Raw genomic sequence first — 25,471 nt, 5'->3', positions numbered from 1 at the left:
GCGCTCGTATTTTTCGTATGGCGCTCGTATTTTTCGTATGGCGCTCGTCCAGCAGGCTTTTCAGCCGCTGGACGAGCATAAAAGTTAGCCAATCAACAAAAAAACCGGCTAAGAAGGTCATTTAGGCAACCTTACTAGCCAGTTTTTATTCTTAAAGATACGTTATTGCTTCATCGTTTTTGTAGACCGTATCGATTGTAGCCCCGCCTAAACAGACATCTCCATCGTAGAACACGACAGCTTGTCCTGGTGTAATCGCGCGTTGTGGTTCATCAAAAACGACATGAAGTGTTTCGTCTTCCATTACGTGAACGGTTACGCCCATGTCAGGTTGGCGATATCGAAACTTCGCTGTACACTTAAAAGAAGCAGATAAAGGCTTGTCTGAAACGAAGCTCATTTTCACTGCTTTTAAGCTGTCAGAATAAAGCTTGTCATTATGAAAACCTTGCTCTACGTATAGTACGTTGTCTTTTAAATTCTTACCGACAACAAACCAAGGATCTCCGCTTCCTCCAATACCGAGGCCATGACGCTGACCGATTGTATGATACATCAATCCATCATGCTTCCCCTTAACTTCACCGTCGAACGTCTGCATCTCACCGGGCTTCGCAGGCAGATACTGACTTAAGAATGCTTTGAAGTCTTTTTCTCCAATAAAGCAGATGCCCGTTGAGTCTTTTTTCTTTGCCGTTGCGAGACCTGCCGCTTCAGCAATCTTGCGGATCTCAGGTTTCTTCAACTCACCGATTGGAAACAATACGCGTCGCAATTGTTCCTGTGTAAGCTGGTTGAGGAAATACGTTTGGTCTTTATTTTCATCAACACCGCGAAGCATTTTCACTTCACCATCTATTTCAGCCACACGTGCGTAATGGCCTGTGGCTACATAATCTGCACCTAAATTCATGGCGTGCTCAAGGAATGCCTTAAATTTGATTTCCTTGTTGCACATCACATCAGGATTAGGTGTTCTTCCTGCTTTATATTCTTCCAAAAAGTATGTGAATACCTTGTCCCAGTACTCTTTTTCAAAATTCACAGCGTAATATGGAATGCCGATCTGGTTACAGACCGCTATCACATCGTTGTAATCTTCTGTTGCTGTACAGACGCCGTTTTCATCGGTATCATCCCAGTTTTTCATAAAGATTCCGATAACGTCATAGCCTTGCTCTTTTAATAAAAGTGCGGCAACTGAAGAATCTACACCGCCGCTCATTCCAATGACTACTCGTGTATCTTGAGGTGCCTTTTTGTTTAGTTCCGTTTGCATACTGTCCACCTCATTTCTTTCATATGACAAACATTGTAACTTATTTTGTTAAACGTTTCACTATTTTTGCTGTCTCGATTGCCGCATACTCAATATCTTCCATATTGTTGCCGTATCCGAAGCTGAAACGAACGGATGACTTTGTTCGTTCACCTTCACCAAACATCGCTGCCAATACATGCGAAGGCTCATGTGAACCTGCTGTACAAGCCGAACCGCTTGATGCAGCAATACCCGCCAAATCTAGATTGACTAAAAGAACTTCTGTTTTCACTCCAGAAAAACTGACGTTGAGTATGTGGGGAAGTGTACTTTTCTCACTTCCGTTTTCAACATAAAAAATTCCTTCTTGATCCCAGATTTCTTTCATTTTTTCTTTATATTTCTGATATTGCGCGTAACGATCTTTGCGCTCAGCTTCAGCAAGAACAGCAGCTTTATGAAGAGCTCGAATTCCTGCTACGTTTTCAGTTCCTGCACGGCGTTTTCGCTCTTGCTCTCCACCGAATCCTTGAGGAATAAATGGAATGCCTTCTTTTACATAAAGAAAACCAGTTCCTTTTGGACTGTTGATCTTATGACCTGAAGCACTTAGGAGATCGATACTCAATTCCTTAACATCAATGGATACAAGTCCATATGCCTGAACAGCGTCCGTATGAAAAATGATCCCATTTTCTTTTAATACGTTGCCGATCGCTTTGATATCTTGAACGGTTCCAGTTTCATTGTTACAAAACATAATAGAAGCTAAAATCGTATCATTTCTTATTTCTTGCTTCAGCTCCTCAAGGGAGATTAGTCCGTTTTCATCCACCGATAAGTAGGTTACTTCAAAGCCTCTTTTTTCAAGTTCATGAAAAGTATGAAGAACCGCGTGATGTTCGATATGTGTAGTGATAAGATGTTTTCCGTTACCTTCTAAAGCAGAAGCGACACCTATTATTGCGAGGTTATCACTTTCCGTACCGCCGCTTGTAAAAATAATCTCATTTCTCGATGCACCGATTGATTCTGCAATCGCCGCTCTCGCATCATCAAGTACTTTTCGAACTCGTCTGCCAAATTGATGGATACTTGAAGGGTTTCCAAAATGCTCGGTAAGATACGGAATCATCTCTTCGACCACTTCAGGATGTACAGGAGATGTTGCAGCGTGATCTAAATATACGTTTTTCATTACTCCATTCCTTCCTATATATAAAACATGTAAGCGTCCTGTCCACCTTCGTCTTCATAATTTGCCAAATCTTCGAGTGTTGTAGAATCTAGTACGTCTTTTACTGCATCACGGATTTTAATCCATAGGTTCCGTTTAGCAGGTTCTTCATCGTCCATTACTTCTACTGGTGAGATCGGCCCTTCAAGAACACGGATGATATCTCCAGCTGTGATCGTTGAAGCTTCTTTAGCTAAAATATAACCTCCGTAAGCACCTCTTATACTTTTAACAAGACCTGCATTTCTTAGAGGTGCAATAAGCTGCTCCAGATAGTGTTCAGAAAGACTATATTCTTTTGCAATTAATTTTAGCGCGATAGGACCTTCACCTGATCTCTTTGCTAATGCCATCATGATGGTTAATCCGTACCTGCCTTTTGTTGATATTTTCAAATTGTTCACTCCGTTCTAAAACAAACTTCACTAACTTTTGGCAATACGGAAGAGTTCTTCCTACGATTGCTCCGATTGTTACACAAAAAATAATGGTACCAAATGAAATGGGGCCTTTTAACATCCATCCACAGAAAAGAACACAGAGTTCCATAAATAGACGAATGTTTGAAACTTTCATACCCGATCTCTCGGTAAGAGCGAGCATTAAACTGTCTCTTGGTCCAGCTCCGCACTCTGATGAAATATAAAGTCCGATGCCAAATCCTAAAATCAAGATTCCAATTATAAGGAACAGCCATTTCCCGACCCATGTAATCGGATCATGGAAAAAAGGCAGCCATAAATAAAAATCAATAAACAAGCCCACAGACACCATATTTAAAAAAGCACCTGACTGAGGCATCTTTTTAGTTAATAATGATGTTGCTAAAATAACGAAAAAGCCCATAATGATTGACCACGTTCCTATTGATAACCCGAACTGTGAAAACAAACCGATATGAAGGACATCCCATGGGGCGCTTCCTAAGTTTGCCTTGATCATTAGAGCAATTCCGAAGGCCATAATAAATAAACCCACAAAAAATACAGACCACTGAAACAAAAATTTGCTCCATCTTGAATGTTTTTGGTCTTTCACTATGCAAAATCCTTCCTTATTAAGTTGTCTGATTCTACCACTTTTCATAAATCTAAAGCTTATTATAGCATGAAATCATTTCACCTTGCATGGTGTACTGATGTATAGTATTGTCATATGACGACTAGAACAAGTGTACGGAAGGGTTGAAAAAATAATGGACTTGTTTTCTTATAAAGACGAAAGCTCTCACTCTCTAAAAAGACCTCTTGCTAACCGAATGCGCCCTAGGAAGATTGAGGAGTTTATCGGTCAAGAACACATTGCAGGAGAAGGAAAACTATTAAGGCGGGCGATCGAAGCGGATCAGCTTACCCCCATGATCTTTTTCGGTCCTCCTGGAACAGGCAAGACTACATTAGCCAAAATTATCGCCAACTCGACATCAGCATGGTTTGAGCAGTTAAATGCTGTTACTTCGGGAGTGGCAGACTTAAAAGTAATCATGGGAGCAGCAAGAGAACGACTTTTGTTAGAGGATAAGAAGACGGTGCTCTTTATCGATGAGATCCACCGCTTCAATAAAAGCCAGCAGGACGCCCTGCTTCCTTATGTAGAAGACGGTAGCGTTATCTTAATAGGAGCTACAACAGAAAGTCCGATGTTCGAGATCAATCCCGCCCTTTTATCCAGATCACGATTGTTTCGCTTTGAACCATTAACTGACGGGCATATCGCAAAAGTTATTGATCAAGCTCTTACTGATAAAGAAAGAGGATACGGCAAGCATCGTATCCATATGGAAAAAGAGGCACAAGATCATATTGTTTCTATAGCGAACGGTGATGCACGAACAGCACTTAATGCAGTGGAACTTGCTGTGTTGACAACAAAACCAGATAAGGATGGCACCATCCATATTACACTTGAAATTGCAGAAGAATCCATACAACAAAGAGTGCTTCAATATGATAAAAAAGGAGACAACCATTATGATACAGTCTCTGCTTTTATTAAAAGTATCCGCGGCTCTGATCCAGATGCTGCTCTCTATTGGCTTGCTAAAATGATTTATGCCGGAGAAGATCCGCGGTTTATTGCACGCCGCCTGCTTGTACATGCGGCTGAAGATATCGGATTAGCTGATCCGAACGCATTGTTGATTGCCCATGCTGCAAGCTATGCAGCAGACTTTACAGGAATGCCTGAAGCCCGTATCCCGCTTGCGGAAGCAACACTTTACCTAGCAACTGCTCCAAAAAGCAATAAAGTCATTACAGGAATCGATAAAGCACTCGATGTAGTAAAAAAAGAAAAAACAGGTCTTGTTCCGATCCACCTCCGTGATGCTCATTATAAAGGGGCAAAAGAATTGAAGCACGGTGAAGATTATAAGTATCCTCATCATTATGAAGATGGATATGTGCCACAAGAATATTTGCCTCGTCACCTGCAAGGCAAGACTTTTTATGAGCCGACTGAACGCGGGTTCGAAAAAAACATTAAAAAACGACTAGACTATTTCAATGAACGAAAGAAAAAAGGAAAGTAAATCTATGAGACTTTTAACCGTTTTAGCAAACTAGCAAAATTTCTCTCCTTCTGTGTATAGGATTCTCTCTCATTGGTAAACATGAAAATAGTAAATGAATATTTTTGTAGCTAAGGAGAGGATTACCGTGTCAAAAATCAGACAGGACGCATGGTCAGAAGAAGACGATCTCTTGCTGGCCGAAACGGTTTTGCGCCATGTCCGTGAAGGCAGTACACAGTTGCATGCATTTGAAGAGGTAGGAGATAAATTAGAACGAACGAGTGCTGCTGTTGGCTTCCGATGGAATGCGATCGTTAGAAAAAAATATGAACAAGCTTTAAAGATTGCTAAAAAGCAAAGAAAAGAGCGTCAGCGTGCGTTAGCAAGGTCGCAGCAACAGCAGCAGACTAAACCTGCTCAAAAGCCCGTTCAGCCGATTCAGCAGGTCCCAACACCACAGATGCATGATGACGAAACCTATCATCCTGAAGAGTTTTTTAAAACACCATATACGTATGATAGTAAAACTGCAGTTTCAATGTCTGCTTCCACACCTGCTGCTCATACTCCACAGAGCTATGTTAACCAGCCAGCAGCTGAAGCGCCGGCAGTTTCTGCGGTTTCGAGTACACCAGCAGCGTCGTCCACACCATTCTCTAATCGCCAGCCACAAGCTAGTAATGGAGATGAACTTACACTTGATGAAGTGATAGATTTCCTAAACGGTTTGAAACGAAACGGAATGTCAAGCGGGAAACTTGTTCAGGAAAATATGGAACTGCGATTACAGATGAACGAATTGCTGCAGCAAAATAAAGTGATGAAAGAACAGCTTGCCGTTCTAGAAAAAGAGCATCAAACCGTTCAAGAAGATTATCAAGCTCTCATCCAAATTATGGATCGAGCAAGAAAAATGGTGTTGTTTCAAGATGAGGAAACAAACCCAAACGTAAGCTTCCGCATGGATAAGAATGGAAATCTCGAGAAACTAGCAAAATAAATGTGAAAAATGACTCATTAGGTTGCGGCTTAAACCGGATGAGTCATTTTTACGTTTAAGATCGTGTAATTTTGTAGAAAATCGGATAAATCATTTTATACACGTAATTATTGAGTCTATACACCGGAATTATTTGCAATTACCTCGGAATTAATTAGGATTACCTCGTAAATAAAGCTGACGTGTGCATTACACAAAAACACTTTTCTAGCTATGTCCTTGTTAAATGAACAAGAATAACTAGAATCATTCAAAAGGTATAAAAAAGGCACTGACTTATCTCAGCCAGAACCTTTCCTCTCATTATTTATCTAATTCTTTCAATCTTTATATTGTTTTTCTCAATGATCTTATTAATGACATATCCCGCCATATACAGTCCTGATACGGATGGAACAAATGCGTTGGAAGAAGGCGGCATTTTAGCTTTACGAATGCCAGGAGCGTTCTCAGGTACAATCTCTTTGCGGATTTCTTCACGAATTTGTACTGGTTTCTCATCTGAGAAAACAACCGGTATACCTTTTGTAATTCCTTCTTTTCTTAGACGCTGACGGATAACCTTTGCAATTGGGTCATAGCTTGTTTTAGAAATGTCTACAATTTGAAGGCGCGTCGGATCTAGTTTATTCGCCACACCCATACTTGAGATGATTGGAATGTTGCGGTTCAAGCATTCCTTCATGAGATGTATTTTATAGGAGATCGTATCAGATGCATCAACTACAAAATCCAGTCCATATTCAAAAATCTGTTCATACGTTTCTTCCGTATAGAACATCTTAAGAGCAATAACTTCACAATCAGGATTAATCAGTGCGATTCTTTCTTTCATTAAATCCACTTTTGGTTGTCCAACAGTTGTTACTAGAGCATGTATTTGACGATTCACATTTGTGATATCGACGTCATCTTTATCGATAAGGATCAAACGGCCAACTCCTGAACGCGCAAGAGCTTCGGCTGAAAAAGAACCTACCCCGCCAATTCCCAGCACAGCAACAGTTGAGTTTTTCAGAACGTTGATTCCATCTTTTCCGATCGCAAGTTCATTTCTTGAAAATTGATAAAGCATACTAAAGAAATCTCCTTTCAGCGTGCACAAAATAAAGAAAATGCATCTTTATCAGCATATCCACTTTTGAAAACAAAATCAATATGCTTACTTGGTTTTTTGCACAAAAAAATGAGCCCCAAAAATGCCGTCTTCCCTTAGTTTTGAACCTGCTCTCGCAGGTGGGTGCCCTGTTTCGCATTTTGTCCGTCCCCTATCTCTCAGGGCATGGACGCTGTGAGAAAACACAAACTCCCTAGTACTTAATGTTGGCTCAAAACTTTCGGGTTGTTAACGGTCATCATAGGACCCATCGCTTAAATTCATACTATCATACGAAGATATCAAATACAAGACAAAATGTGTCTCCGTAAAAAACAATTCGTATTTTTCTAAATATTCGTTTACTTACTCTCTTGCTTTACTTTAACAGAAAGGTGCAGTTCATCTAATTGCTTTTCATTCACCTGGGATGGTGCGTTTGTCAACAAGCATGAAGCTGAAGCCGTTTTTGGAAATGCAATCGTATCTCTTAAGTTGGTTCTGCCAGCTAAAAGCATTACCATACGATCCAGTCCTAGAGCAATTCCGCCATGCGGAGGTGTTCCATACTCAAATGCTTCTAAAAGGAACCCAAACTCTTCACGTGCCGCTTCCTCAGTGAACCCTAATGTTTTAAACATTTTTTCTTGAATATCTCGCTGGTAGATACGCTGTGATCCGCCGCCTAGCTCATATCCGTTCAGAACTAAATCATACGCTTGAGCCCTTACTTCAGCCGGATTAGAATCCATTAGATGAAGATCTTCTGTCTTTGGCATTGTAAATGGATGGTGAAGAGCAACGTAGCGATTTGCATCTTCATCGTACTCCACAAGAGGGAAATCGACGACCCATAAGAAATTGAATTTGGATTGATCAATCAGATCGAGATCTTTTCCTAATTTTTGTCTAAGAGCCCCTAAGCTGTCTGCTACTACTGAAGGCTTATCTGCTACGAATAATAGCAAATCTCCTTCTTCTGCTTGAAGTGCACGTGTAAGGTTTGCTGCATCTTCTTCGTTAAAGAATTTGGAGATCGGTCCTTTTAAGCCTTCTGCCTCAACTTTCATCCAAGCTAGACCTTTTGCTCCGTATCGTGCTGTAAATTCAGTAAGTCCATCGATATCTTTCCTAGAATAGCTTGCTGCATTTCCTTTAACGTTGATCGCTTTAACTTGTCCGCCGTTCTCAACTGCTGCAGCAAATACTTTAAAACCTGAATTCTTCACAATTTCGGATACATTAGTAAGTTCTAGACCAAAACGAGTGTCGGGTTTATCTGAACCATAGCGGTCCATCGCTTCTTTGTAAGTCATTCTTGGGAATGGCTTTGGAATCTCAACACCTTTTACTTTTTCCAATAAACCAGTCATCATCTCTTCCATCATAGATAAGAGTGGTTCCTGACCCATAAAAGAAGTTTCGATATCGACTTGTGTGAATTCCGGCTGACGGTCTGCACGGAGGTCCTCATCTCTAAAACAACGAACAATTTGATAGTATTTCTCAAAACCAGAAACCATTAAAAGCTGCTTAAATAATTGTGGAGATTGGGGAAGAGCATAAAACTCTCCTGGGTGCACACGACTCGGTACAAGGTAATCACGAGCTCCTTCTGGTGTGCTCTTCGTAAGCATCGGTGTTTCCATCTCCATAAATTCATCATTCTCAAGGAAGTTGCGGATATAGCGTGTTACCTCATGTCTCATCTTCATTGTTTCTTGCATAACAGGACGACGCAAGTCTAGGTAACGGTATTTCAAACGAACGTCTTCTGTAATTTCCATATCTTCACTAATAGAGAACGGAGGTGTTTTTGCGCTGTTCAATATTTTAATATCTTCACCAGAAATTTCGACCTTACCTGTAGCCATAACAGGGTTTACAGTACTCGGATCACGTTCAATGACATTTCCAGTTACAGTAAGAACATACTCACTTCTTACTTTCTCAGCTGTTTCTAGTGCTTCTGCTGATACTTCAGGCGAAAAGACGATCTGTACAACTCCAGAACGGTCACGAAGATCAATGAAGATCAATCCGCCTAAGTCTCGTCTTTTTTGTACCCATCCAGTGATCGTTACCTTTTCACCGATAAATTGTTCCGTAATCTTTCCGCATTGATGTGTGCGATATTCCATGTGATGTGTCCTCCTTATTTCCCTTGCTTAATAAATGTGCTCAATTCTTCGATCACTACTTCTTGTTGATCGCCAGAATCCATATTTTTAACCTTTATGATTCCTTTTGAAAGCTCTTCTTCACCCAATATAGCAACATATTTTGCCATCAATCGGTCAGCAGCTTTAAATTGTGCTTTCATCTTTTTATCTAAGTAATCTTTGTCACTCTTAATGCCATTCTGACGAAGCTGACTTAAAATCGATACGGATTTTTGTTTTGCTTCATCACCAAGTGCAACAACATAACAGTCAAGTTCTTCTTTTGTTTTTAGCGTTACGCCTTCTGCTTCAAGTGCTAACAAAAGCCGTTCTAAGCTCATCGCAAAACCGATACTAGGAGTAGCAGGACCGCCTAAGTCTTCAACTAGACCATTGTATCTGCCGCCGCCGCTTAGTGTTGTAATTGCGCCAAAGCCGTCTGCTTCACTCATGATTTCAAACGCAGTGTGGTTGTAGTAATCTAATCCTCTAACTAGCGTTGGGTCGATCACATACTCAATGTTCATTGCTTCTAAGCTTGACTTCACGTCTTCAAAGTACGTTTTCGACTCTTCGTTTAAATATTCCAAGATTGAAGGAGCATTCTTCATAAGTTCGTGATCACGGTCTTTTTTACAATCTAGAATTCGAAGTGGATTTTTCAATAATCGGTTCTGACAATCTGAACAGAATTCATCAATTCTCGGTTCAAAATGTGCGATCAATGCTTCTTTATGAGACTTGCGGCTTTCAGCATCTCCTAATGTATTTAACACGAGACGAAGCTTTTTCAAACCAAGCTCTCTATATACCGTCATCGCAAGTGAGATTACTTCTGCATCAATGGCAGGATCTGCTGAACCCATTGCTTCAATACCAAACTGTACAAATTGACGATAACGCCCTGCTTGTGGTCTTTCATAACGGAACATAGGCTGGATGTAAAATAACTTTACTGGCTGCCCTGCAAGACCGAACATTTTATTTTCTACGTAGGATCGAGTTACAGGCGCTGTTCCTTCTGGACGAAGAGTTAAACTGCGGTCACCGCGATCATTGAATGTGTACATTTCTTTTTGTACGATATCTGTTGAGTCACCTACACCTCGCTGGAACAGGTCTGTATGTTCAAAGATCGGTGTGCGGATCTCTTTATAGTTAAAACGCGCTGATACTTCTTTCGCTTTTTGTTCAATCAGCTGCCACTTTTCTACTTCTCCTGGGAGTATATCTTTCGTTCCCCTTGGAATATTAATACTCATTTTCTTTCATCCTCCCGTTTTTTGTTAAAATCAAAAACAGTTTTCGTGTACTTTGTTGCTCTTATGAAAGTGGTTGATTTCCGCTCTAGGTGCTCGCTTTTTGCGGGGTGTGCGGTGAGCCTCCTAGCGCTATGCGCTGTTAGGAGTCTCACCTGTCCCACTCGTCCCGCAGGAGTCTCACACCTTGCGCTCCAACCAACTGTTCAAGTATGAGACTCGAACACAATGCCTTTAAGGCACAATATGTTAGAAAACAACCAAATAAAAAAATCCCGTCCCTTATGAAATCTGTCATTTCATAAGGGACGGGATTTCCCGCGGTGCCACCCTGCTTCGAAGCTAAATAGCTTCCTCATTTTGCAAGTAACGATTGCCCACGTGTAACTCTACTGAGGTTTAAAATAACCGTTCGAATTAAAACCTATGAAGTGTCTTTCGCTCTATCATCAGGGAGAAATACTTCCAGCCGTGGTATTTCCTCTCTAACCCTGTGGGGTAAAGGTACTTTTCTTCGTCATCAGTTTTACATTTTGGAATTGTAGACTATCATACTTTTCATTAGGGTATGATGTCAATAGTTTTCGCGTTTTATTTTTTTCCTTAATTGATTGACTTGATACAAGTTTAATCCAAACTCTTCTGCGAGCTCCATGTTGTTCGATGATTTTTCGAGTGAAAGAAAGTCATGAAAACTTAAATTCTTCCAAACAGGAACCCCTTCAATACCTTTTCGGTTCTGCCTCATTAAAAACCCTCCGCCTTTTTTGATTTAGTCTTTCCAACAAGGCGAAGGTTTCATTCATTTGTATTTACATTTTTGAGTCCAAAATCAAGGTTACAGGGCCATCATTCGTAAACGTTACATCCATCATTGCACCAAAAACACCTGTCTCAACATGAACACCTAAATTCTTGAGCTTGTTGTTAAAATACTCATACATGGTAATCGCATGATCAGGTTTTGCGGCTTCCATGAAATTCGGCCGTCTTCCTTTTTTCGTATCACCGTACAGAGTAAATTGAGAAATAGACAGAATGCTGCCGCCGATATCTTTCAGTGACAAGTTCATCTTTTCATTTTCATCTTCAAAGATACGAAGATTTACGATTTTTTCTGCTAAATAATCAGCGTCTTTCTCTGTATCATCATGTGTAACACCAACTAATAGCATAAGCCCGCTGTCGATTGTACCTTTCACTTCAGAATCAACAGTAACCTCTGCATGTTTAGCGCGCTGCAATACAACCTTCACTATTAATCACTTCCCTTACGCCTATTGCATCAGCCGTCTTACAGCATATATATCAGGAATCCGTTTAATTCGCTCTACAACTTTTTGCAGATGACTAACATTATGGATTGAAATGGACATGCTGATTGTTGCCATTTTATTTCGATCTGATTTACCGCTGACTGCTGTAATGTTTGTCTTTGTTTCTGCAACTGCATGCAGAACCTCATTAAGAAGACCACGACGGTCAAAGCCGTTAATTTCAATATCCACATTGTAATTTTTTGGCTGTTCCAAGTTACCTTCCCACTCAACAGGCAATAGACGTACTTGAGCATCTTCATTATGAACATTCACACAGTCTTCCCGGTGAACAGAAACACCGCGGCCTTTTGTAATATACCCTACAATGTCATCTCCAGGTACTGGATTACAGCACTTCGATAAACGAATAAGCATATTATCAATGCCTTTTACGACAATACCAGAATCTGTTCGTTTTTTGGGCTCAGGCTTATCAGCAGAATCCCTAATCGCATCAAGGAGATCCGAATTGTCAGGATCTTGCTCTTTTTTACGACGCACCTTATCTGTTAGTCGTGTAGCGATTTGAGCCGCTGTTATACCGTTATAGCCGACTGCTGCATACATGTCTTCCTCGCCTGCAAAATTATACTTTTGAGCGACATATTGAAGGTTTTCAGTTGTGAAAATGTCTTTAAGCTCGTAACCTCGATTCTTAATCTCTTTTTCGACGAGCTCTTTCCCTTTTGCAACGTTCTCTTCTCTTCTTTCACGCTTAAACCATTGTCGGATTTTATTTTTTGCATGAGAGCTTTGAGTGATCTTCAGCCAATCTTGGCTTGGTCCATAAGAATGTTTGCTCGTTAAAATCTCTATGATATCTCCAGTTTTTAAACGATAATCTAATGTGACCATCTTCCCGTTCACCTTAGCTCCGATACACCTGTTGCCAATTTCCGTATGGATACGGTAGGCAAAGTCAATCGGAACTGAACCTGAAGGCAGTTCATAAACATCTCCTTTAGGCGTGAAGACAAACACCATATCAGAGAAAAGGTCGACTTTTAAAGATTCCATAAATTCTTCAGCATCTACAACATCATTTTGCCATTCAAGAATTTCACGGAACCACGTCAGTTTATTTTCAAACGTACTAACAGGTGCTTTTGCAGCACCTTCTTTGTAAGCCCAGTGTGCAGCGATCCCGTATTCCGCTACACGGTGCATATCTGCAGTTCTGATCTGGACTTCGAGCGGATCTCCTTTTGGTCCGATAACGGTCGTATGAAGAGACTGGTACATATTTGCTTTAGGCATCGCAATGTAATCCTTAAAGCGTCCTGGCATAGGTTTATAGGCAGTGTGGATAATCCCTAATGCAGCATAGCAATCTTTAATATTTTGAACGATAATTCGAACGGCAAGCAGGTCATAGATCTCGTTAAACTGCTTGCCTTGTTTAGCCATTTTCCGATAAATGCTGTATATATGCTTAGGTCTTCCAGAAATATCCACCTGAATGTTAACTTCTGTGAGCTTGCTCTTCATTTCATCCATTACTTGATGAACATACTCTTCCCGTTCAGCGCGTTTTTGCTGCATTAAGTTAACGATTCTGTAGTATTGCTGTGGATTTAAATACCTTAAAGATACATCTTCTAGCTCCCACTTAATAGTTGAAATCCCAAGACGATGGGCAAGCGGCGCGAAGATTTCCAGCGTTTCATTTGCTTTTTGTATCTGCTTTTCTTTTGGCATATGTTTCAGTGTACGCATGTTGTGAAGACGGTCAGCAAGCTTAATCAGAATACATCTGATATCTTGTGCCATCGCAACAAACATCTTGCGGTGATTCTCAGCCTGCTGTTCCTCTTTAGACTTGAACTTGATCTTTTTCAGTTTTGTAACACCGTCAACAAGCATGGCCACTTCTTCATTAAACTGGTTGGATATATCCTTTAGAGAAATAGAAGTATCTTCAACTACATCGTGAAGAAACCCTGCAGCTACAGTTACAGGATCCATTTGCAGGTTTACAAGGATAGCTGCCACTTCAACAGGATGATGAATATAGGGCTCTCCTGATTTACGGAATTGTCCCTCATGTGCACTTTTTGCGTATTCATAGGCTTTCGTAATAAAGCCAATATCGTCTTTAGACAGATAGCTTTCCGCTTTTTGCAATACTTGCTCAATCGTCATGGAATCACCTTACGTTGTCATTGTATATTGCTTCTATTATCGTTAAATTGAACCCTCATGTAAAGCGAAAAACGAAATTTGTCGAATGAATGGGCAGTTTTTGTGACAGGATTGTAAAAAAAGGTTGTTGTTGTAAACATAAAACTACAAAGTTTACGAAAACAGCCAAAAATAACAACCTTTTAGAAGAGAATCTAAAAAAGAGCCCCTTTAAAAGGAACTCTCTCATCTTTTTAGTATTGAGTTAAAGTGAAGATATCATAACCTGAAAGCTTCTTACGACCATCTAGATAAGTAAGCTCGATCATGAATGCGATTCCGACAACCACTCCGCCAAGTTCTTCAACAAGTTTAATCGTTGCTTCAATTGTTCCGCCTGTAGCAAGTAAATCATCTGTAATCAAAACTCTTTGTCCTGGTTTGATTGCATCTTTATGCATTGTTAAAACATCTTTACCATATTCAAGCCCGTAATCAACTTTGATCACTTCACGAGGAAGTTTTCCTTCTTTACGAACCGGGACGAATCCTAGTCCAAGAGTGTAAGCTACAGGACATCCTACGATAAATCCACGTGCTTCAGGTCCAACAATAACATCAACCTGTTTTTCTTTAGCGTACACAGCAATATCATCCATTGCTTGTTTATATACTGCACCATCAGACATTAGTGAAGTGATATCTTTAAAACGAATGCCTTCAATTGGAAAATTTTCTACTACTGAAATAAACGGCTTATAATCCATGAATTTGTGCCTCCTGAAAATTACAAACTGGCTTTTGGCCGTGTTTGTTCTGTAAACCAGCTTTTTAAAGAATGATAAGAAGAATAAACGAGCTGATTCTCAATATCTGCTTGTTCAAACTTTCTCTGATACGTTTCAGAACTTTCTAATTCTCTTTTGCTAGGTTCTTTATTAATGAAAATAACACCATCGTCTATTGTAACAAAATCCAGCTCAAAAAACACCTTTGACATGAAATCTATTGTTTCTTTTGACCATCCCTTCCATTTCGCGAGTTCCGCTCCATCTTTACGAACATTAAACGTTTTTCGTTTTGCTAAAAATCCATAAAACCATTTAAAGTGTTCTCTTGTTGGCAGCGTAGTGAAAAAATGTTCTGTGTTCTGATGAAACACCGCATAAATACGAGCAGGTTCTCCGATTGTTTCCAGCCATTCAGAAAACGAAGCAAGAGAGGAAGGAACATCTAGGAACACTAAATATTTATCTTTAAAATAATCTTTCGGAAGTGCAAATAGCTCATCTTGTCCGATCACGTGTTCTTTCAATCCCTCAAGTCCAGCAAGATTTAATGTATCTTTTTCAAACGCAATAAAACACGTTTTGGAATATGGCAGACCCAGCAACCTCTTGACAGCGTCTTTTAGGCCGCGGTAGTCGAAAAGCTGAAAATGATTTACAGAGAGATCCTCAAGAAGCAGTTGAGGTTTTCGATATCCGTTCCATTCGTTAAGCTGAATTTGACCCACTAATGAAAGCAGCGAATAGGGCGTCATCTCTTCAAGCAAACTTCCTTTTTGAAAACCGATACAGTCCAATACAGACATCTCGCCGTTTCCTACTTGTAATTTTAGGTGATTCGACTGGCTGCCAATCTTTTTCATCTCTCGTATAGGCACTTCTTCGATCAATACACGAGGTGATGGGTTTCCTACACCAAAAGGAGCTAGAGCACTCAGCATCTCAACAGTTTCAAGTGAAACCTCATCTAGAGCAGCACTAAGGTCAATAGAAGTAACGGGAAGATAGTCTTCTGGCTTCAAACAATTCTTAGCTTGCTTTATAAGCCTGTTTCTTAGCTCGTCCACATCATGCATCGACAATGTCATTCCTGCTGCCATTGGATGACCTCCGAAATGGGGAAGGATATCTCTAGATTCTGAAAGGTTCTCAAACATATCGAACCCTTTTATGCTTCTAGCCGAACCTTTAGCCGTTTCCTTCTCCGGATCTAAGCAAAGCACGATTGTTGGCCGATAAAATTTTTCTACTAAACGGGATGCAACAATTCCGATTACCCCAGGGTTCCAACCCTCTTTTGCAAGTACTAGTACTTCATTTTCCTCAGGCGGGAAACGCTCCTCTACCATCGCGATTGCTTCTTTCGTGATTTCGTTAACGATCGCTTGACGCTCTTTGTTTACTGAGTCGATCTCTTCTGACAGCATGGCAGATTCTTCACGGTCGTTTGAGGTAAACAGCTCCACAACTGGCATAGCTGAACCAAGTCTGCCTGCTGCGTTTACTCTCGGTCCTATCGCAAATCCTACATCTTCCGCGGAAAGTTCTTTTTCATAAAGTCCAGCTACTTTTAAAAGCTCTTGCAAACCGATCTTATCTGTTTTTGAGAGTGCTTCGATTCCAAGTTTGGCGATCACTCTATTTTCATCAACGAGAGGAACGAGGTCGGCTATTGTTCCTATACACGCAAAATCAAGCAAGTGTAAGAGAGGTTTTCCGTGCAGCGCGTGTGCTACTTTAAAAGCAACCCCTACCCCTGCGAGTCCTGAAAAAGGATATGTGCAGCCTGGTTTTTTAGGGTTGATGATGCTATAAGCGTCTGGTAATACAGGCGGTGCTTCATGATGATCGGTAATGATAAAATCGAGTCCGATCTCTTTTGCAACAGCTGCCTCATGAACAGCAGAAATTCCCGTATCAACAGTTACTACAAGGGAATATCCATCTTCTTTTGCTTTTCTGAGAGCGGGCTCATTAGGTCCGTAACCTTCTGTGAATCGATTTGGGATGTAATAATCAAACTGTGCGCCCAATTCTTTCAGCGCATAATACATAACAGTAGTACTGCTGACACCGTCTGCATCATAGTCTCCAAAAATTAATATTTTTTCTTCAGATTCTATCGCTTTATGTATCCGTTCAACACTTTCTTTCATGCCATCCATCAAAAAAGGGTTATGAAACTGATTCGTATCTATTTTTAAAAATGCTTGTGCTTCTTCTATAGTCTCAATCCCTCTTACAATTAGCAGATTTGCAATAAGGGGAGGTACGTCTAATTCCTGGGATAGCCATTTCGCCTTTTCTTCCGAGGGTTCTTGGATTTCCCACCTTGTTCTAGGTTTCAGCATAAAAAATCACCTCTTAACCTATTCATTATACAAAACAGGATTAGAGGTGACAATTTATGAATGAAATTTGTTCTTTAGATTTCTGGTTCTGCTTCCAAAGATCGTGTCTTTTTCGATTTCATTTGTCGTGATTTCATAACGTACCACAACTGAGAGGCGATAAAGATAGATGAGTAAGCACCGAATGTAAGACCGATTAACAATGCGATAGAGAAGTTTCTGATTGAATCTGCTCCAAAGATTAAAAGAGCAACAGCTGCGATAATAACCGTTAGTACAGTATTGATGGAACGTCCTAACGTCTCGTGAATACTTCTATTAACGATTTCAGCCAGCTTTTCTTGCGTTCTTACTTTTTCAAGTTTCATATTTTCACGAATTCGGTCAAAGGTAACAATCGTATCATTGATGGAATAACCAACAATGGTCAAAACAGCTGCGATGAACGGCAAATCAACTTCTATTCTAAAGATGCTGAAAATCGCGATGATCATAAATGCATCATGTAGCAATGCAACAACTGACGCAACAGCCATAGACCACTCAAAACGGAACGCTACATAGATAATGATACCGATAGAAGCAATTAATACAGCATAAAAGGCATTTTGAGCAAGCTCACGGCCTACAGTAGGTGTAACCGTACTAATACTTGGTGTTTCCCCATATTTTTCTTCAAAATGGGTATTAATTTTCGCTACTTCGTCTTTTGTCAATGCACCCTTGAAAGCAACATTCGCTTGATCGTTATTTCCAGCGAGCACCACAGATTCAGGTTCAAGGCCAAGTGTTTTAAACTCTTCTTCAACACCTTCATTTGTTAATGTTTCAGTCGCCTGAATGTTTACTCGTGATCCGCTATCAAAATCAATTCCCAGCTTTAAACCGATTGTAAGCAAGAATACAAGTCCAACAACCGTCAGGATAGCAGAGATGATAAAGTAGAGGTTTCTGTTTTTTACAAAGTCGTAATTAAAGCTCACGGATGTCACTCTCCTTTACACCAAACAACCCTGGCTTCTTATCCATCACACGAGACTGAACCCATAGTCCAAGGAAAAGTCTTGTACCAAAAACAGCTGTGATAAAGCTTGCCAGTACCGAAATGATTAGAACTAATGCAAACCCTTTAACAGAGCTTGTCCCATAAGCGAATAAAACAGCTGCTGCAAGGATGGTTGTAACGTTTGCATCAAAGATTGTAGTAAATGATCTGCGGTTACCCGCTTTAAATGCACTTAGAACAGATTTCCCGCTTCTTAATTCCTCTTTAATTCGTTCATATGTGATAATGTTGGCATCAACTGCCATACCCACACCCAGGATCAGCGCTGCTATACCCGGAAGCGTCAGCACGCCATTCATCAAGTAGAATATAGCCAGAATCAAGTAGATGTAGATCGTCAATGTTAATACAGCGATTATTCCTGGAACGCGATAGAAGATCAGCATGAATAAGAAGATCGCCGCAATACCAATAAAACCTGCTAGAACCGTTTCATTTAATGCTTTTTCTCCAAATTTCGCTCCAACAGACGTGGAATATACTTCGTCAAGTTTAACTGGCAATGCACCTGCATTAAGGATACTTGCAAGACTTTGTGCTTCTTCAACAGAGAAAGCACCCTCAATCATAACATCGCTTTGAGAAAGAACTTGATTTACAGCAGGAGCAGAAATGTATTTTGGCTCCTTACCTGCTAACTCTTTCTCCTGTTCTTTCTTAAACGAATCACCTTTTTCAAAATCTAACCAAATGACTAGAAGATTTTCTCCAGCAGGCATATTCACGATCTGTTCAGTAACTTGTTTAAACTTATTAGCATCTTTAAGTTCAAGCGTAACGATCGGTTTGTTTGATTGTTGTGTAAATGATTGTTTTGCTGCATTTCCCTTTAAATCCGAACCATCAAGCAGCACTTTGTCATTCACATCGCGAAACGTTAATTCTGCTTGTGTTGATAAAAGCTCACGTGCTTTGTTTTGATCAGATACTCCGGCAAGCTGAACACGGATACGATTGTTGCCTTCAATCTGAATGTCAGGTTCAGAAACACCTAACACATTGATACGGCTGTTAAGCGCTTCAACCGTACTTTTTAACGTTTCTTGTGTTATTTTTTGACCCTTTTTAACTGGCTTCACTTCATAGAGCACTTCAAAACCGCCTTGAAGATCAAGTCCAAGCTTCGTTCCTTTTACGATCTTTTCTGTCGTAAGCCCAATAAGTGCGGCAACCATTGTAAGCACGACAAAAAAGATGACGATCTTACTTCTCTTTACCACTTTAAGAAACCTCCTTCATGCTGCACCAAATAGACAACACTATGTATAAGTACGAATACTAATCCTTCCCATTATAGCGATTGTTGTTTTTTTCTGTCAATTTGTCTTAGAAATATTCATAAATAAAACATAAACAAAGTGAAGCATCTGCTTCACTTTGTTTATCCTTCTTTATAAGATTGAATCGTTAGCCATGTCATAAAATCATTTAGTGAAAGTGCTAAAATTTGATCGACTAAAGCGTGTAAACGAGGCTCTATTTTTTTTTTCTTTAATCTTGCCTGTACGCATTCCCATATTTCCTCATCTGTTACACTTTCGTACCCCAAATAGTGAAATTCTTCCTTTTTGCTTTGTACGGCTGGCTTTAATTCTTTTTTCCAATGAGTAAAATGAGTATCCTCCACCATTCTTCTCTCCTTTCAATATGAAACAAGCTGTCATGACCATTCACACATCATGCATATAGTGATATATGAGATTGTCCAAGAAAGGACAGGTTAAGATGACAAAACAAACACTTGTACAAGGAACGATCCTGCTTATATTAGCTGGGCTTGTAACTCGCATACTCGGCTTCGTTAACCGAATTGTAATGGCACGCGTTATGGGACCTGAAGGTGTTGGACTTTATATGATGGCAGTTCCAACGTTTTTATTAGCTGTCACACTGACAAGGTTAGGCCTTCCGATCGCTATCTCAAAGCTTGTAGCAGAAGCAGATGCTACAGGCGATAGATCGAAAGTGAAGAAAATCTTAATCGTATCGCTCGCCATCACGGGTGTTCTCAGCATCGTGATCACAATCGCTTTGTTTATTGCAGCACCACTATTAGCTCAGTACTTTTTCACAGACAAAAGAACGATATGGCCGTTGCTCGCGATTGCTCCTGTTGTTCCAGTAATCGCTGTATCCTCCGTATTGAGAGGATACTTCCAAGGACTGCAGAACATGAGACCTTCCGCATATTCACAAGTGATCGAGCAGGTGGTCAGGATTGCGCTTGTTGCTTTATTAACCGGTCTTTTTCTACCGTATGGTGTAGAATTTGCAGCAGCTGGAGCGATGATTTCCGTAATCATCGGTGAACTGGCATCATTGTTATACATGTTTTCCATGTTTAAAGTCAAAAAGAAAATGCGCATACGCAAAGGCTTCTTCAAGCAGTTAAAAAAAGGACATGAAACATTGAAAGACCTATTGAATATCGCACTCCCTACAACAGGAAGTCAATTGATCGGGTCGGTTTCGTACTTTTTTGAACCTATTGTTGTTGCTAAAAGCTTAGCACTCGCCGGAATTACCACAACCATAGCAACAGCACAGTATGGGGAACTTGCAGGCTATGTTATTCCTTTGTTGTTTTTGCCAACTTTCATTACCTATTCGCTTTCTGTGTCTTTGGTCCCTGCTATAAGTGAAGCGAACGCACAAAAAAAATACCATCTTATCGAGCATCGGCTAAACCAAGCGTTGAAACTCTCTATGCTTTCAGGTGGTATCGCGGCAGTTGTTATGTATGTATTTGCGGTCCCCATCATGGACTTAATGTATAATTCACCTGCTTCTGCATCCTATGTAAAAATCATGACTCCTTTTTTCTTTTTTCTCTATTTCCAAGGACCACTGCAAGCCGTACTTCAAGCCTTGGACTTGGCACGTTCTGCGATGATCAATAGTCTTATTGGAGCATTAGTTAAATTAACAGCTATTTTTGCACTTGCTACACGACCAGAATTTGGAATAATGGGAGCAGCACTTGCAATAGTGATTAGTATTGTTGTGGTAACATTGCTTCATTTTGCAACAGTTATTAAAGCCATCAGCTATACGATCGTCGTGAAAGATTTTGTATTTTGTTTACTCGCTATAATCGTTACAGGCGGTGGAGCTGTTTACCTATACAGGTTTATGATGCCTCAATTCCCACCCCTCCAAGGTCTTATCCTATGTGTGACTGCCACATGCTGCCTTTATCTATTCACATTGATCTTCTTTAAACTTTTTGGAAAAGAAGATTTAAAACATATACCATTCATAAAAAGATGGGTATAAAACAGCCGCTCGGCTGTTTTATTTTTTATTATTCATTTCGTCAACATAGAGTGAGCCATCATCGTTAAGTGTGCAGAAGGAAATCGATTTAATATCTTTAAAACCGACTTTTTTCAGTTCTTGTCTCAGCCAAAAAGAAGTCTTATCCATTTTTTCTAAATTGTCCTCTAAGATTTTCCCGTCCAATATAAGTGGTAAGATCATTTGAAAAGGTGTCCTGTTTGAATCTTCGTTTTTCTTAATAACAGATAGTTTTCCTGTAGTTTCTAAAATGCCAAATTCAACTTCATTTAAACTTTTTATGTTGTTCTCTCTTAATTGTGTAAGAAGATCATCAAAATTATATCGTTGTTTTTTCATCTCATCTTCATCTACTTCACCTTCTCGAATGATTAAAGAAGGTTTTCCGTCAACAATCTCTCTCATTCTTCTGCTCTTCAAAGAGATTAACGCTAACAAGAGCTGTATGCCAAGCAATACAAAAATGGATACAAGGGAATTTATCATTGGAATTTTTGGATCTTCAATGGAAATAACCGCTAACTCAGCAATCATAATAGAGACAACAAAATCAATTATGGACAATTTTCCCATCTCGCGTTTACCCATCATACGAAAGATAACCATGATTAAAAAATATATAAAAAGCGTTCTAAATATAATCGTATAAAGCTCCATGATCCCCCTCCTTCCATTATCTTTCTCAACACATTCCATTTGTTAGTGTGGCACAGAAATGAAAAAACATGATACGAAGGTTTTGCCAATAACAAAGAAAGGGGAACGAAAGCGAAAATACCTTGCTTGTACTTCTAATTCTGAAATGGGCTGAATAAAGTATAAAGAAAGCTTGTAGGATTAAGGAGGATCAAAAGATGGGGATTAAACATATGGTTTCTTCTATGGGACGGGGATTGATAGCAGTTCTTCTTATGATTATGCTATGCAGTTTGGTGCTTTCATTAATTTTACGATTTACCGGTGTAACAGAAGCATCACTCAAATGGGTCACTATTGGGTTATCTTTTTTATCATTATTTATTGGCGGGCTGATTTCGGGAAAAAAGGGGCAAAGTAAAGGCTGGCTTTTGGGCGGTGGTACAAGTATCCTGTTCTCTTTCCTGGTATTTCTTATTCAGTATTTAGGCTATCAAAGTACGTTCAACTCTTCTCAGTATATGTATCACGGCCTTTTTCTTCTTTTAGCGATGATCGGTGGGATAATGGGCGTGAACTTAAGCAGTCATAAACAAACATATAAATAAGACCCGTTACATAACGGGTCTTATTTTTTTGCTATAAAGCTGCTTCTTCTTTTACTTCGCGAATCGCATTGCGGTCAAATGTTAGCTTTGCACCATCATTCGAACGAATAACGGCAACGTTGTCATCAATGCTGTCCAGCGTGCCGTGCAATCCACCAATCGTTACTACTTTGTCGCCTTTTTTTAGATTAGACTGCATTTCTCGAACCGCTTTTTGTCTTTTTTGCTGCGGTCTGATCAACAGAAAATAAAAAATAGCAAACATTAAAATAATCGGTAATATTCCTCCAAGATTTCCCATACTTATTCACCCCTTTCTGTAAGTTAAAGACTGTTTTCGTAAGCTTTTTTAAAGTAGTTGATTTCCGCTCCAGCCGGCTCGCTTTCCACGGGGCGTGCGGTGAGCCTCCTGCCGCTCTGCGCCATTAGGAGTCTCCACCTGACCGCTCGTCCCGTAGGAGTCTCGCCACCTTACGCTCCAATCAACTTTTCAATGAAGAAAATGAGCTAAAGTTTATGCCAAGTGAAATATGACTGAAATCGGATTGCTTTCGAAACCTTTTTTAAAAATTACGCGCGTTCGGCTTGTTGAAGCCGTACATTTCGAAAAACTCGTTTCTAAAATCAAGAAGCCTGTCTTCCATGATGGCTTGCCTTACCTGCTTCATTAAGTTTACCAAAAAATAGAGATTGTGGTAACTTGTTAATCTGAATCCGAAAGTTTCGTTTGCTTTTACAAGATGACGAATATACGCTCTTGAATACGTTCGGCATACATGGCAATCACACTTTTCATCTATTGGACGGAAATCACGTGCGTACTTTGCGTTTCGGACCACTAGTCTTCCTTCGCTTGTCATACATGTGCCATTTCTTGCGATACGAGTTGGCAAAACACAATCAAACATATCGATTCCTCGAATGGCGCCGTCAATGAGTGAATCTGGAGATCCAACACCCATTAGATAACGAGGTTTATTTTCCGGAAGATGCGGAGTTGTAAAATCTAGAACTCGGTTCATGACATCTTTTGGTTCTCCTACAGAGAGACCTCCAACCGCATAACCAGGAAAATCAAGTGATACAAGATCTTTAGCACTTTGCTTTCTCAGCTCTTCGTACTCTCCGCCTTGAACGATACCGAACAGAGCTTGATCCTGAGGTCTAGCATGTCCTTTTAAGCAACGCTCAGCCCATCTGCTCGTACGCTCTACAGATGCCTTCATATACTCATATTCAGCTGGATATGGCGGACACTCATCAAAAGCCATCATAATATCAGAGCCTAGTGCGTTTTGAATCTCCATCGCTCCTTCAGGACTTAAGAAAAGCTTTTCACCACTAAGGTGATTTCTAAAGTGAACGCCTTCTTCCTTAATTTCTCTAAGATCACTTAAAGAAAAAACTTGGAATCCTCCTGAGTCTGTAAGAATCGGACGATCCCAATTCATAAATTTATGCAGGCCACCTGCTTCTTTTACGATATCATGACCAGGTCTTAGCCAAAGGTGATACGTATTGCTGAGGATAATCTCTGCACCGAGCTCTTTTAATTCTTCAGGGCTCATCGTTTTTACTGTAGCTAACGTACCAACAGGCATAAAGATAGGAGTCTCAAACGAACCATGCGGGGTATGGACTTTTCCGAGTCTCGCTCCTGACTGTTTACACGTTTTTATTAGTTCATAAGTTACTGCTGGTTTCATCACTAGAATATATCCCCCTTAAAGTATAAGCATCGCATCACCGAAACTGAAAAAACGATACTTTTCTTCAACGGCTTCATGATATGCTCTTAAAACGAAATCTTTCGTTGCGAATGCGCTCACCAACATGATTAACGTTGATTTGGGCAAATGAAAATTTGTGATCAGACCATCGATCGCTTTAAACGTATATCCCGGATAAATAAAGATATCTGTCCAACCTGAGTCTTCCTTAAATTCTCCATCGAATTTGTTTGCTACTGTTTCAAGTGTCCGAGTACTCGTAGTTCCAACGGTAATGATTCTTCCGCCAGAAGCTTTAACTTCATTCAGCAGTTCAGCTGTCCCTTTTGTAATCTGATAAAATTCTGCATGCATGTCATGTTCAAGAATATTTTCTACACTAACAGGTCGAAACGTGCCTAATCCAACATGAAGTGTTATGAATGTAACATGTACACCCATCGCTTTAATATCTTCAATCATCTCAGTTGTAAAATGCAACCCAGCTGTTGGTGCAGCTGCTGATCCTTGATGCACAGCATAAACCGTTTGATAGCGGTCTTTCTCTTCAAGCTGCTCCTTAATATAAGGAGGGAGCGGCATCTGCCCAAGGTCATCAAGAAGTTCATAGAAAATCCCTGTATAGAGAAACTGTAACTTCCTGCCTCCATGGTCGCTCTCTTCCGTACAAACCGCTTTTAAACGTCCGTCTCCAAATGTGATTTCCGTACCAGGTTTTATCCGCTTCGCTGGTTTGACCAATGTTTCCCACGTGTCGTTTCCTTCTTCCTTTAAAAGAAGTACTTCCACTTTTGCTCCAGTATCTGACTTTTGTCCAAAAAGTCTTGCTGGGAGAACACGTGTGTCATTTAAGACAAGGCAATCTCCTTTTTTTAAGGATTGCTTTAAATCATAAAAATGTTTGTGTTCAATTTTTTCTTGAGATCTATCTAACACCATCAGCCTAGAAGAAGTTCTGTTCTCTAGAGGTGTCTGAGCGATTAGTTCTTCAGGTAGATGGAAATCAAAATCATTTACGTTCATGTAAT

21 protein-coding genes, 1 other RNA gene, 1 pseudogene and 1 other annotated feature are annotated in these 25,471 nt (G+C 40.1%); of the genes and pseudogenes, 4 read left to right on the top strand and 19 right to left on the bottom strand.

Annotated features, from left to right (window positions below; genetic code table 11):
* Positions 1 to 151 precede the first annotated feature (151 nt).
* From mnmA to AWM68_RS07845, 4 genes are read right to left on the bottom strand one after another with little or no spacing between them, the layout of a single operon-like run.
* Complete coding sequence (gene mnmA / locus AWM68_RS07860; protein WP_066239600.1) at positions 152 to 1,279, bottom strand: tRNA 2-thiouridine(34) synthase MnmA; 1,128 nt, start codon at positions 1,277 to 1,279, stop codon at positions 152 to 154.
* 40 nt (positions 1,280 to 1,319) lie between these two features.
* Positions 1,320 to 2,459: a cysteine desulfurase family protein gene (locus tag AWM68_RS07855; RefSeq protein ID WP_066239597.1), complete on the bottom strand. Its 1,140-nt coding sequence runs from the start codon at positions 2,457 to 2,459 to the stop codon at positions 1,320 to 1,322.
* A gap of 14 nt (positions 2,460 to 2,473) precedes the next feature.
* Complete coding sequence (gene cymR, locus AWM68_RS07850) at positions 2,474 to 2,893, bottom strand: cysteine metabolism transcriptional regulator CymR (RefSeq protein WP_066239593.1); 420 nt, start codon at positions 2,891 to 2,893, stop codon at positions 2,474 to 2,476.
* Positions 2,826 to 3,536 carry a YczE/YyaS/YitT family protein gene (locus AWM68_RS07845; protein ID WP_066239590.1) on the bottom strand — a complete coding sequence of 237 codons (711 nt, stop codon included), beginning with the start codon at positions 3,534 to 3,536 and terminating at the stop codon, positions 2,826 to 2,828. Before AWM68_RS07845 ends, cymR begins: the two co-directional genes overlap by 68 nt.
* Positions 3,537 to 3,693: 157 nt before the next feature.
* On the opposite strand from AWM68_RS07845, the gene AWM68_RS07840 reads away from it, so the two are divergent.
* On the top strand, positions 3,694 to 5,028 hold the full coding sequence (locus tag AWM68_RS07840) for an AAA family ATPase (protein ID WP_066239587.1): 1,335 nt from the start codon (positions 3,694 to 3,696) through the stop codon (positions 5,026 to 5,028).
* 127 nt (positions 5,029 to 5,155) lie between these two features.
* Positions 5,156 to 6,010 (top strand): RsfA family transcriptional regulator, encoded by an 855-nt coding sequence (locus AWM68_RS07835; RefSeq protein WP_066239584.1) that lies wholly within the window; start codon positions 5,156 to 5,158, stop codon positions 6,008 to 6,010.
* A 307-nt stretch (positions 6,011 to 6,317) separates the two neighbouring features.
* On the opposite strand, the gene AWM68_RS07830 is transcribed toward AWM68_RS07835, so the two are convergent.
* The 11 genes and pseudogenes from AWM68_RS07830 to AWM68_RS07785 all read right to left on the bottom strand — a co-directional run bounded on the left by AWM68_RS07830 (position 6,318) and on the right by AWM68_RS07785 (position 19,802).
* Positions 6,318 to 7,085 (bottom strand): tRNA threonylcarbamoyladenosine dehydratase, encoded by a 768-nt coding sequence (locus AWM68_RS07830; protein WP_066239581.1) that lies wholly within the window; start codon positions 7,083 to 7,085, stop codon positions 6,318 to 6,320.
* A 111-nt stretch (positions 7,086 to 7,196) separates the two neighbouring features.
* Positions 7,197 to 7,377: non-coding RNA, 6S RNA (gene ssrS / locus AWM68_RS07825), on the bottom strand.
* A 91-nt stretch (positions 7,378 to 7,468) separates the two neighbouring features.
* Positions 7,469 to 9,247 (bottom strand): aspartate--tRNA ligase, encoded by a 1,779-nt coding sequence (aspS, locus tag AWM68_RS07820; RefSeq protein ID WP_066239578.1) that lies wholly within the window; start codon positions 9,245 to 9,247, stop codon positions 7,469 to 7,471.
* Positions 9,248 to 9,261: 14 nt separating this feature from the next.
* On the bottom strand, positions 9,262 to 10,530 hold the full coding sequence (gene hisS, locus AWM68_RS07815) for a histidine--tRNA ligase (RefSeq protein WP_066239575.1): 1,269 nt from the start codon (positions 10,528 to 10,530) through the stop codon (positions 9,262 to 9,264).
* Positions 10,531 to 10,828: 298 nt separating this feature from the next.
* Positions 10,829 to 11,057 (bottom strand) — a binding site (T-box leader).
* Positions 11,058 to 11,101: 44 nt separating this feature from the next.
* Positions 11,102 to 11,275: a hypothetical protein gene (locus AWM68_RS21700; RefSeq protein ID WP_197468144.1), complete on the bottom strand. Its 174-nt coding sequence runs from the start codon at positions 11,273 to 11,275 to the stop codon at positions 11,102 to 11,104.
* A gap of 64 nt (positions 11,276 to 11,339) precedes the next feature.
* Positions 11,340 to 11,783, bottom strand: a complete 444-nt coding sequence (dtd, locus tag AWM68_RS07810) for a D-aminoacyl-tRNA deacylase (protein WP_066239572.1) — start codon at positions 11,781 to 11,783, stop codon at positions 11,340 to 11,342.
* Between the two features lie 21 nt (positions 11,784 to 11,804).
* Positions 11,805 to 13,988, bottom strand: a complete 2,184-nt coding sequence (locus AWM68_RS07805; protein ID WP_066239570.1) for a RelA/SpoT family protein — start codon at positions 13,986 to 13,988, stop codon at positions 11,805 to 11,807.
* A 233-nt stretch (positions 13,989 to 14,221) separates the two neighbouring features.
* Positions 14,222 to 14,734, bottom strand: coding sequence for an adenine phosphoribosyltransferase (locus AWM68_RS07800; protein ID WP_066239566.1), 513 nt, complete (start codon positions 14,732 to 14,734; stop codon positions 14,222 to 14,224).
* A 20-nt stretch (positions 14,735 to 14,754) separates the two neighbouring features.
* Complete coding sequence (gene recJ / locus AWM68_RS07795) at positions 14,755 to 17,106, bottom strand: single-stranded-DNA-specific exonuclease RecJ (protein ID WP_066239564.1); 2,352 nt, start codon at positions 17,104 to 17,106, stop codon at positions 14,755 to 14,757.
* Between the two features lie 74 nt (positions 17,107 to 17,180).
* Positions 17,181 to 19,392 (bottom strand): annotated as a pseudogene (gene secDF / locus AWM68_RS07790) (protein translocase subunit SecDF).
* A gap of 161 nt (positions 19,393 to 19,553) precedes the next feature.
* A complete protein-coding gene (locus tag AWM68_RS07785; protein ID WP_066239561.1) occupies positions 19,554 to 19,802 on the bottom strand; it encodes a post-transcriptional regulator in 249 nt (82 codons plus the stop codon).
* Positions 19,803 to 19,897: 95 nt separating this feature from the next.
* On the opposite strand from AWM68_RS07785, the gene spoVB reads away from it, so the two are divergent.
* The gene (spoVB, locus tag AWM68_RS07780; RefSeq protein WP_066239558.1) at positions 19,898 to 21,448 is read left to right on the top strand and encodes a stage V sporulation protein B; all 1,551 of its coding nucleotides are present in this window, start codon (positions 19,898 to 19,900) and stop codon (positions 21,446 to 21,448) included.
* 18 nt (positions 21,449 to 21,466) lie between these two features.
* On the opposite strand, the gene AWM68_RS07775 is transcribed toward spoVB, so the two are convergent.
* A complete protein-coding gene (locus AWM68_RS07775) occupies positions 21,467 to 22,126 on the bottom strand; it encodes a DUF421 domain-containing protein (protein ID WP_066239556.1) in 660 nt (219 codons plus the stop codon).
* Between the two features lie 197 nt (positions 22,127 to 22,323).
* Between AWM68_RS07775 and AWM68_RS07770 the strand changes: the two genes are divergently transcribed.
* Positions 22,324 to 22,713, top strand: a complete 390-nt coding sequence (locus AWM68_RS07770; protein ID WP_231868395.1) for a TIGR04086 family membrane protein — start codon at positions 22,324 to 22,326, stop codon at positions 22,711 to 22,713.
* Between the two features lie 31 nt (positions 22,714 to 22,744).
* Here AWM68_RS07770 and yajC read toward each other — a convergent pair whose 3' ends face one another.
* The 3 genes from yajC to queA form a co-directional block, all read right to left on the bottom strand.
* Positions 22,745 to 23,014, bottom strand: coding sequence for a preprotein translocase subunit YajC (yajC, locus tag AWM68_RS07765; RefSeq protein WP_066239553.1), 270 nt, complete (start codon positions 23,012 to 23,014; stop codon positions 22,745 to 22,747).
* Between the two features lie 262 nt (positions 23,015 to 23,276).
* Positions 23,277 to 24,419 carry a tRNA guanosine(34) transglycosylase Tgt gene (gene tgt / locus AWM68_RS07760; RefSeq protein ID WP_066239605.1) on the bottom strand — a complete coding sequence of 381 codons (1,143 nt, stop codon included), beginning with the start codon at positions 24,417 to 24,419 and terminating at the stop codon, positions 23,277 to 23,279.
* An 18-nt stretch (positions 24,420 to 24,437) separates the two neighbouring features.
* The gene (gene queA / locus AWM68_RS07755) at positions 24,438 to 25,466 is read right to left on the bottom strand and encodes a tRNA preQ1(34) S-adenosylmethionine ribosyltransferase-isomerase QueA (protein ID WP_066239550.1); all 1,029 of its coding nucleotides are present in this window, start codon (positions 25,464 to 25,466) and stop codon (positions 24,438 to 24,440) included.
* Positions 25,467 to 25,471: the final 5 nt, after the last annotated feature.

Origin of the sequence: Fictibacillus phosphorivorans (genome assembly GCF_001619875.1) — a bacterium.
GTDB classification, from domain to species: domain Bacteria; phylum Bacillota; class Bacilli; order Bacillales; family Fictibacillaceae; genus Fictibacillus; species Fictibacillus phosphorivorans_B.
Note: the sequence above shows the minus strand (reverse complement) of the source record. Positions and strands in the feature narration are given on the sequence as shown.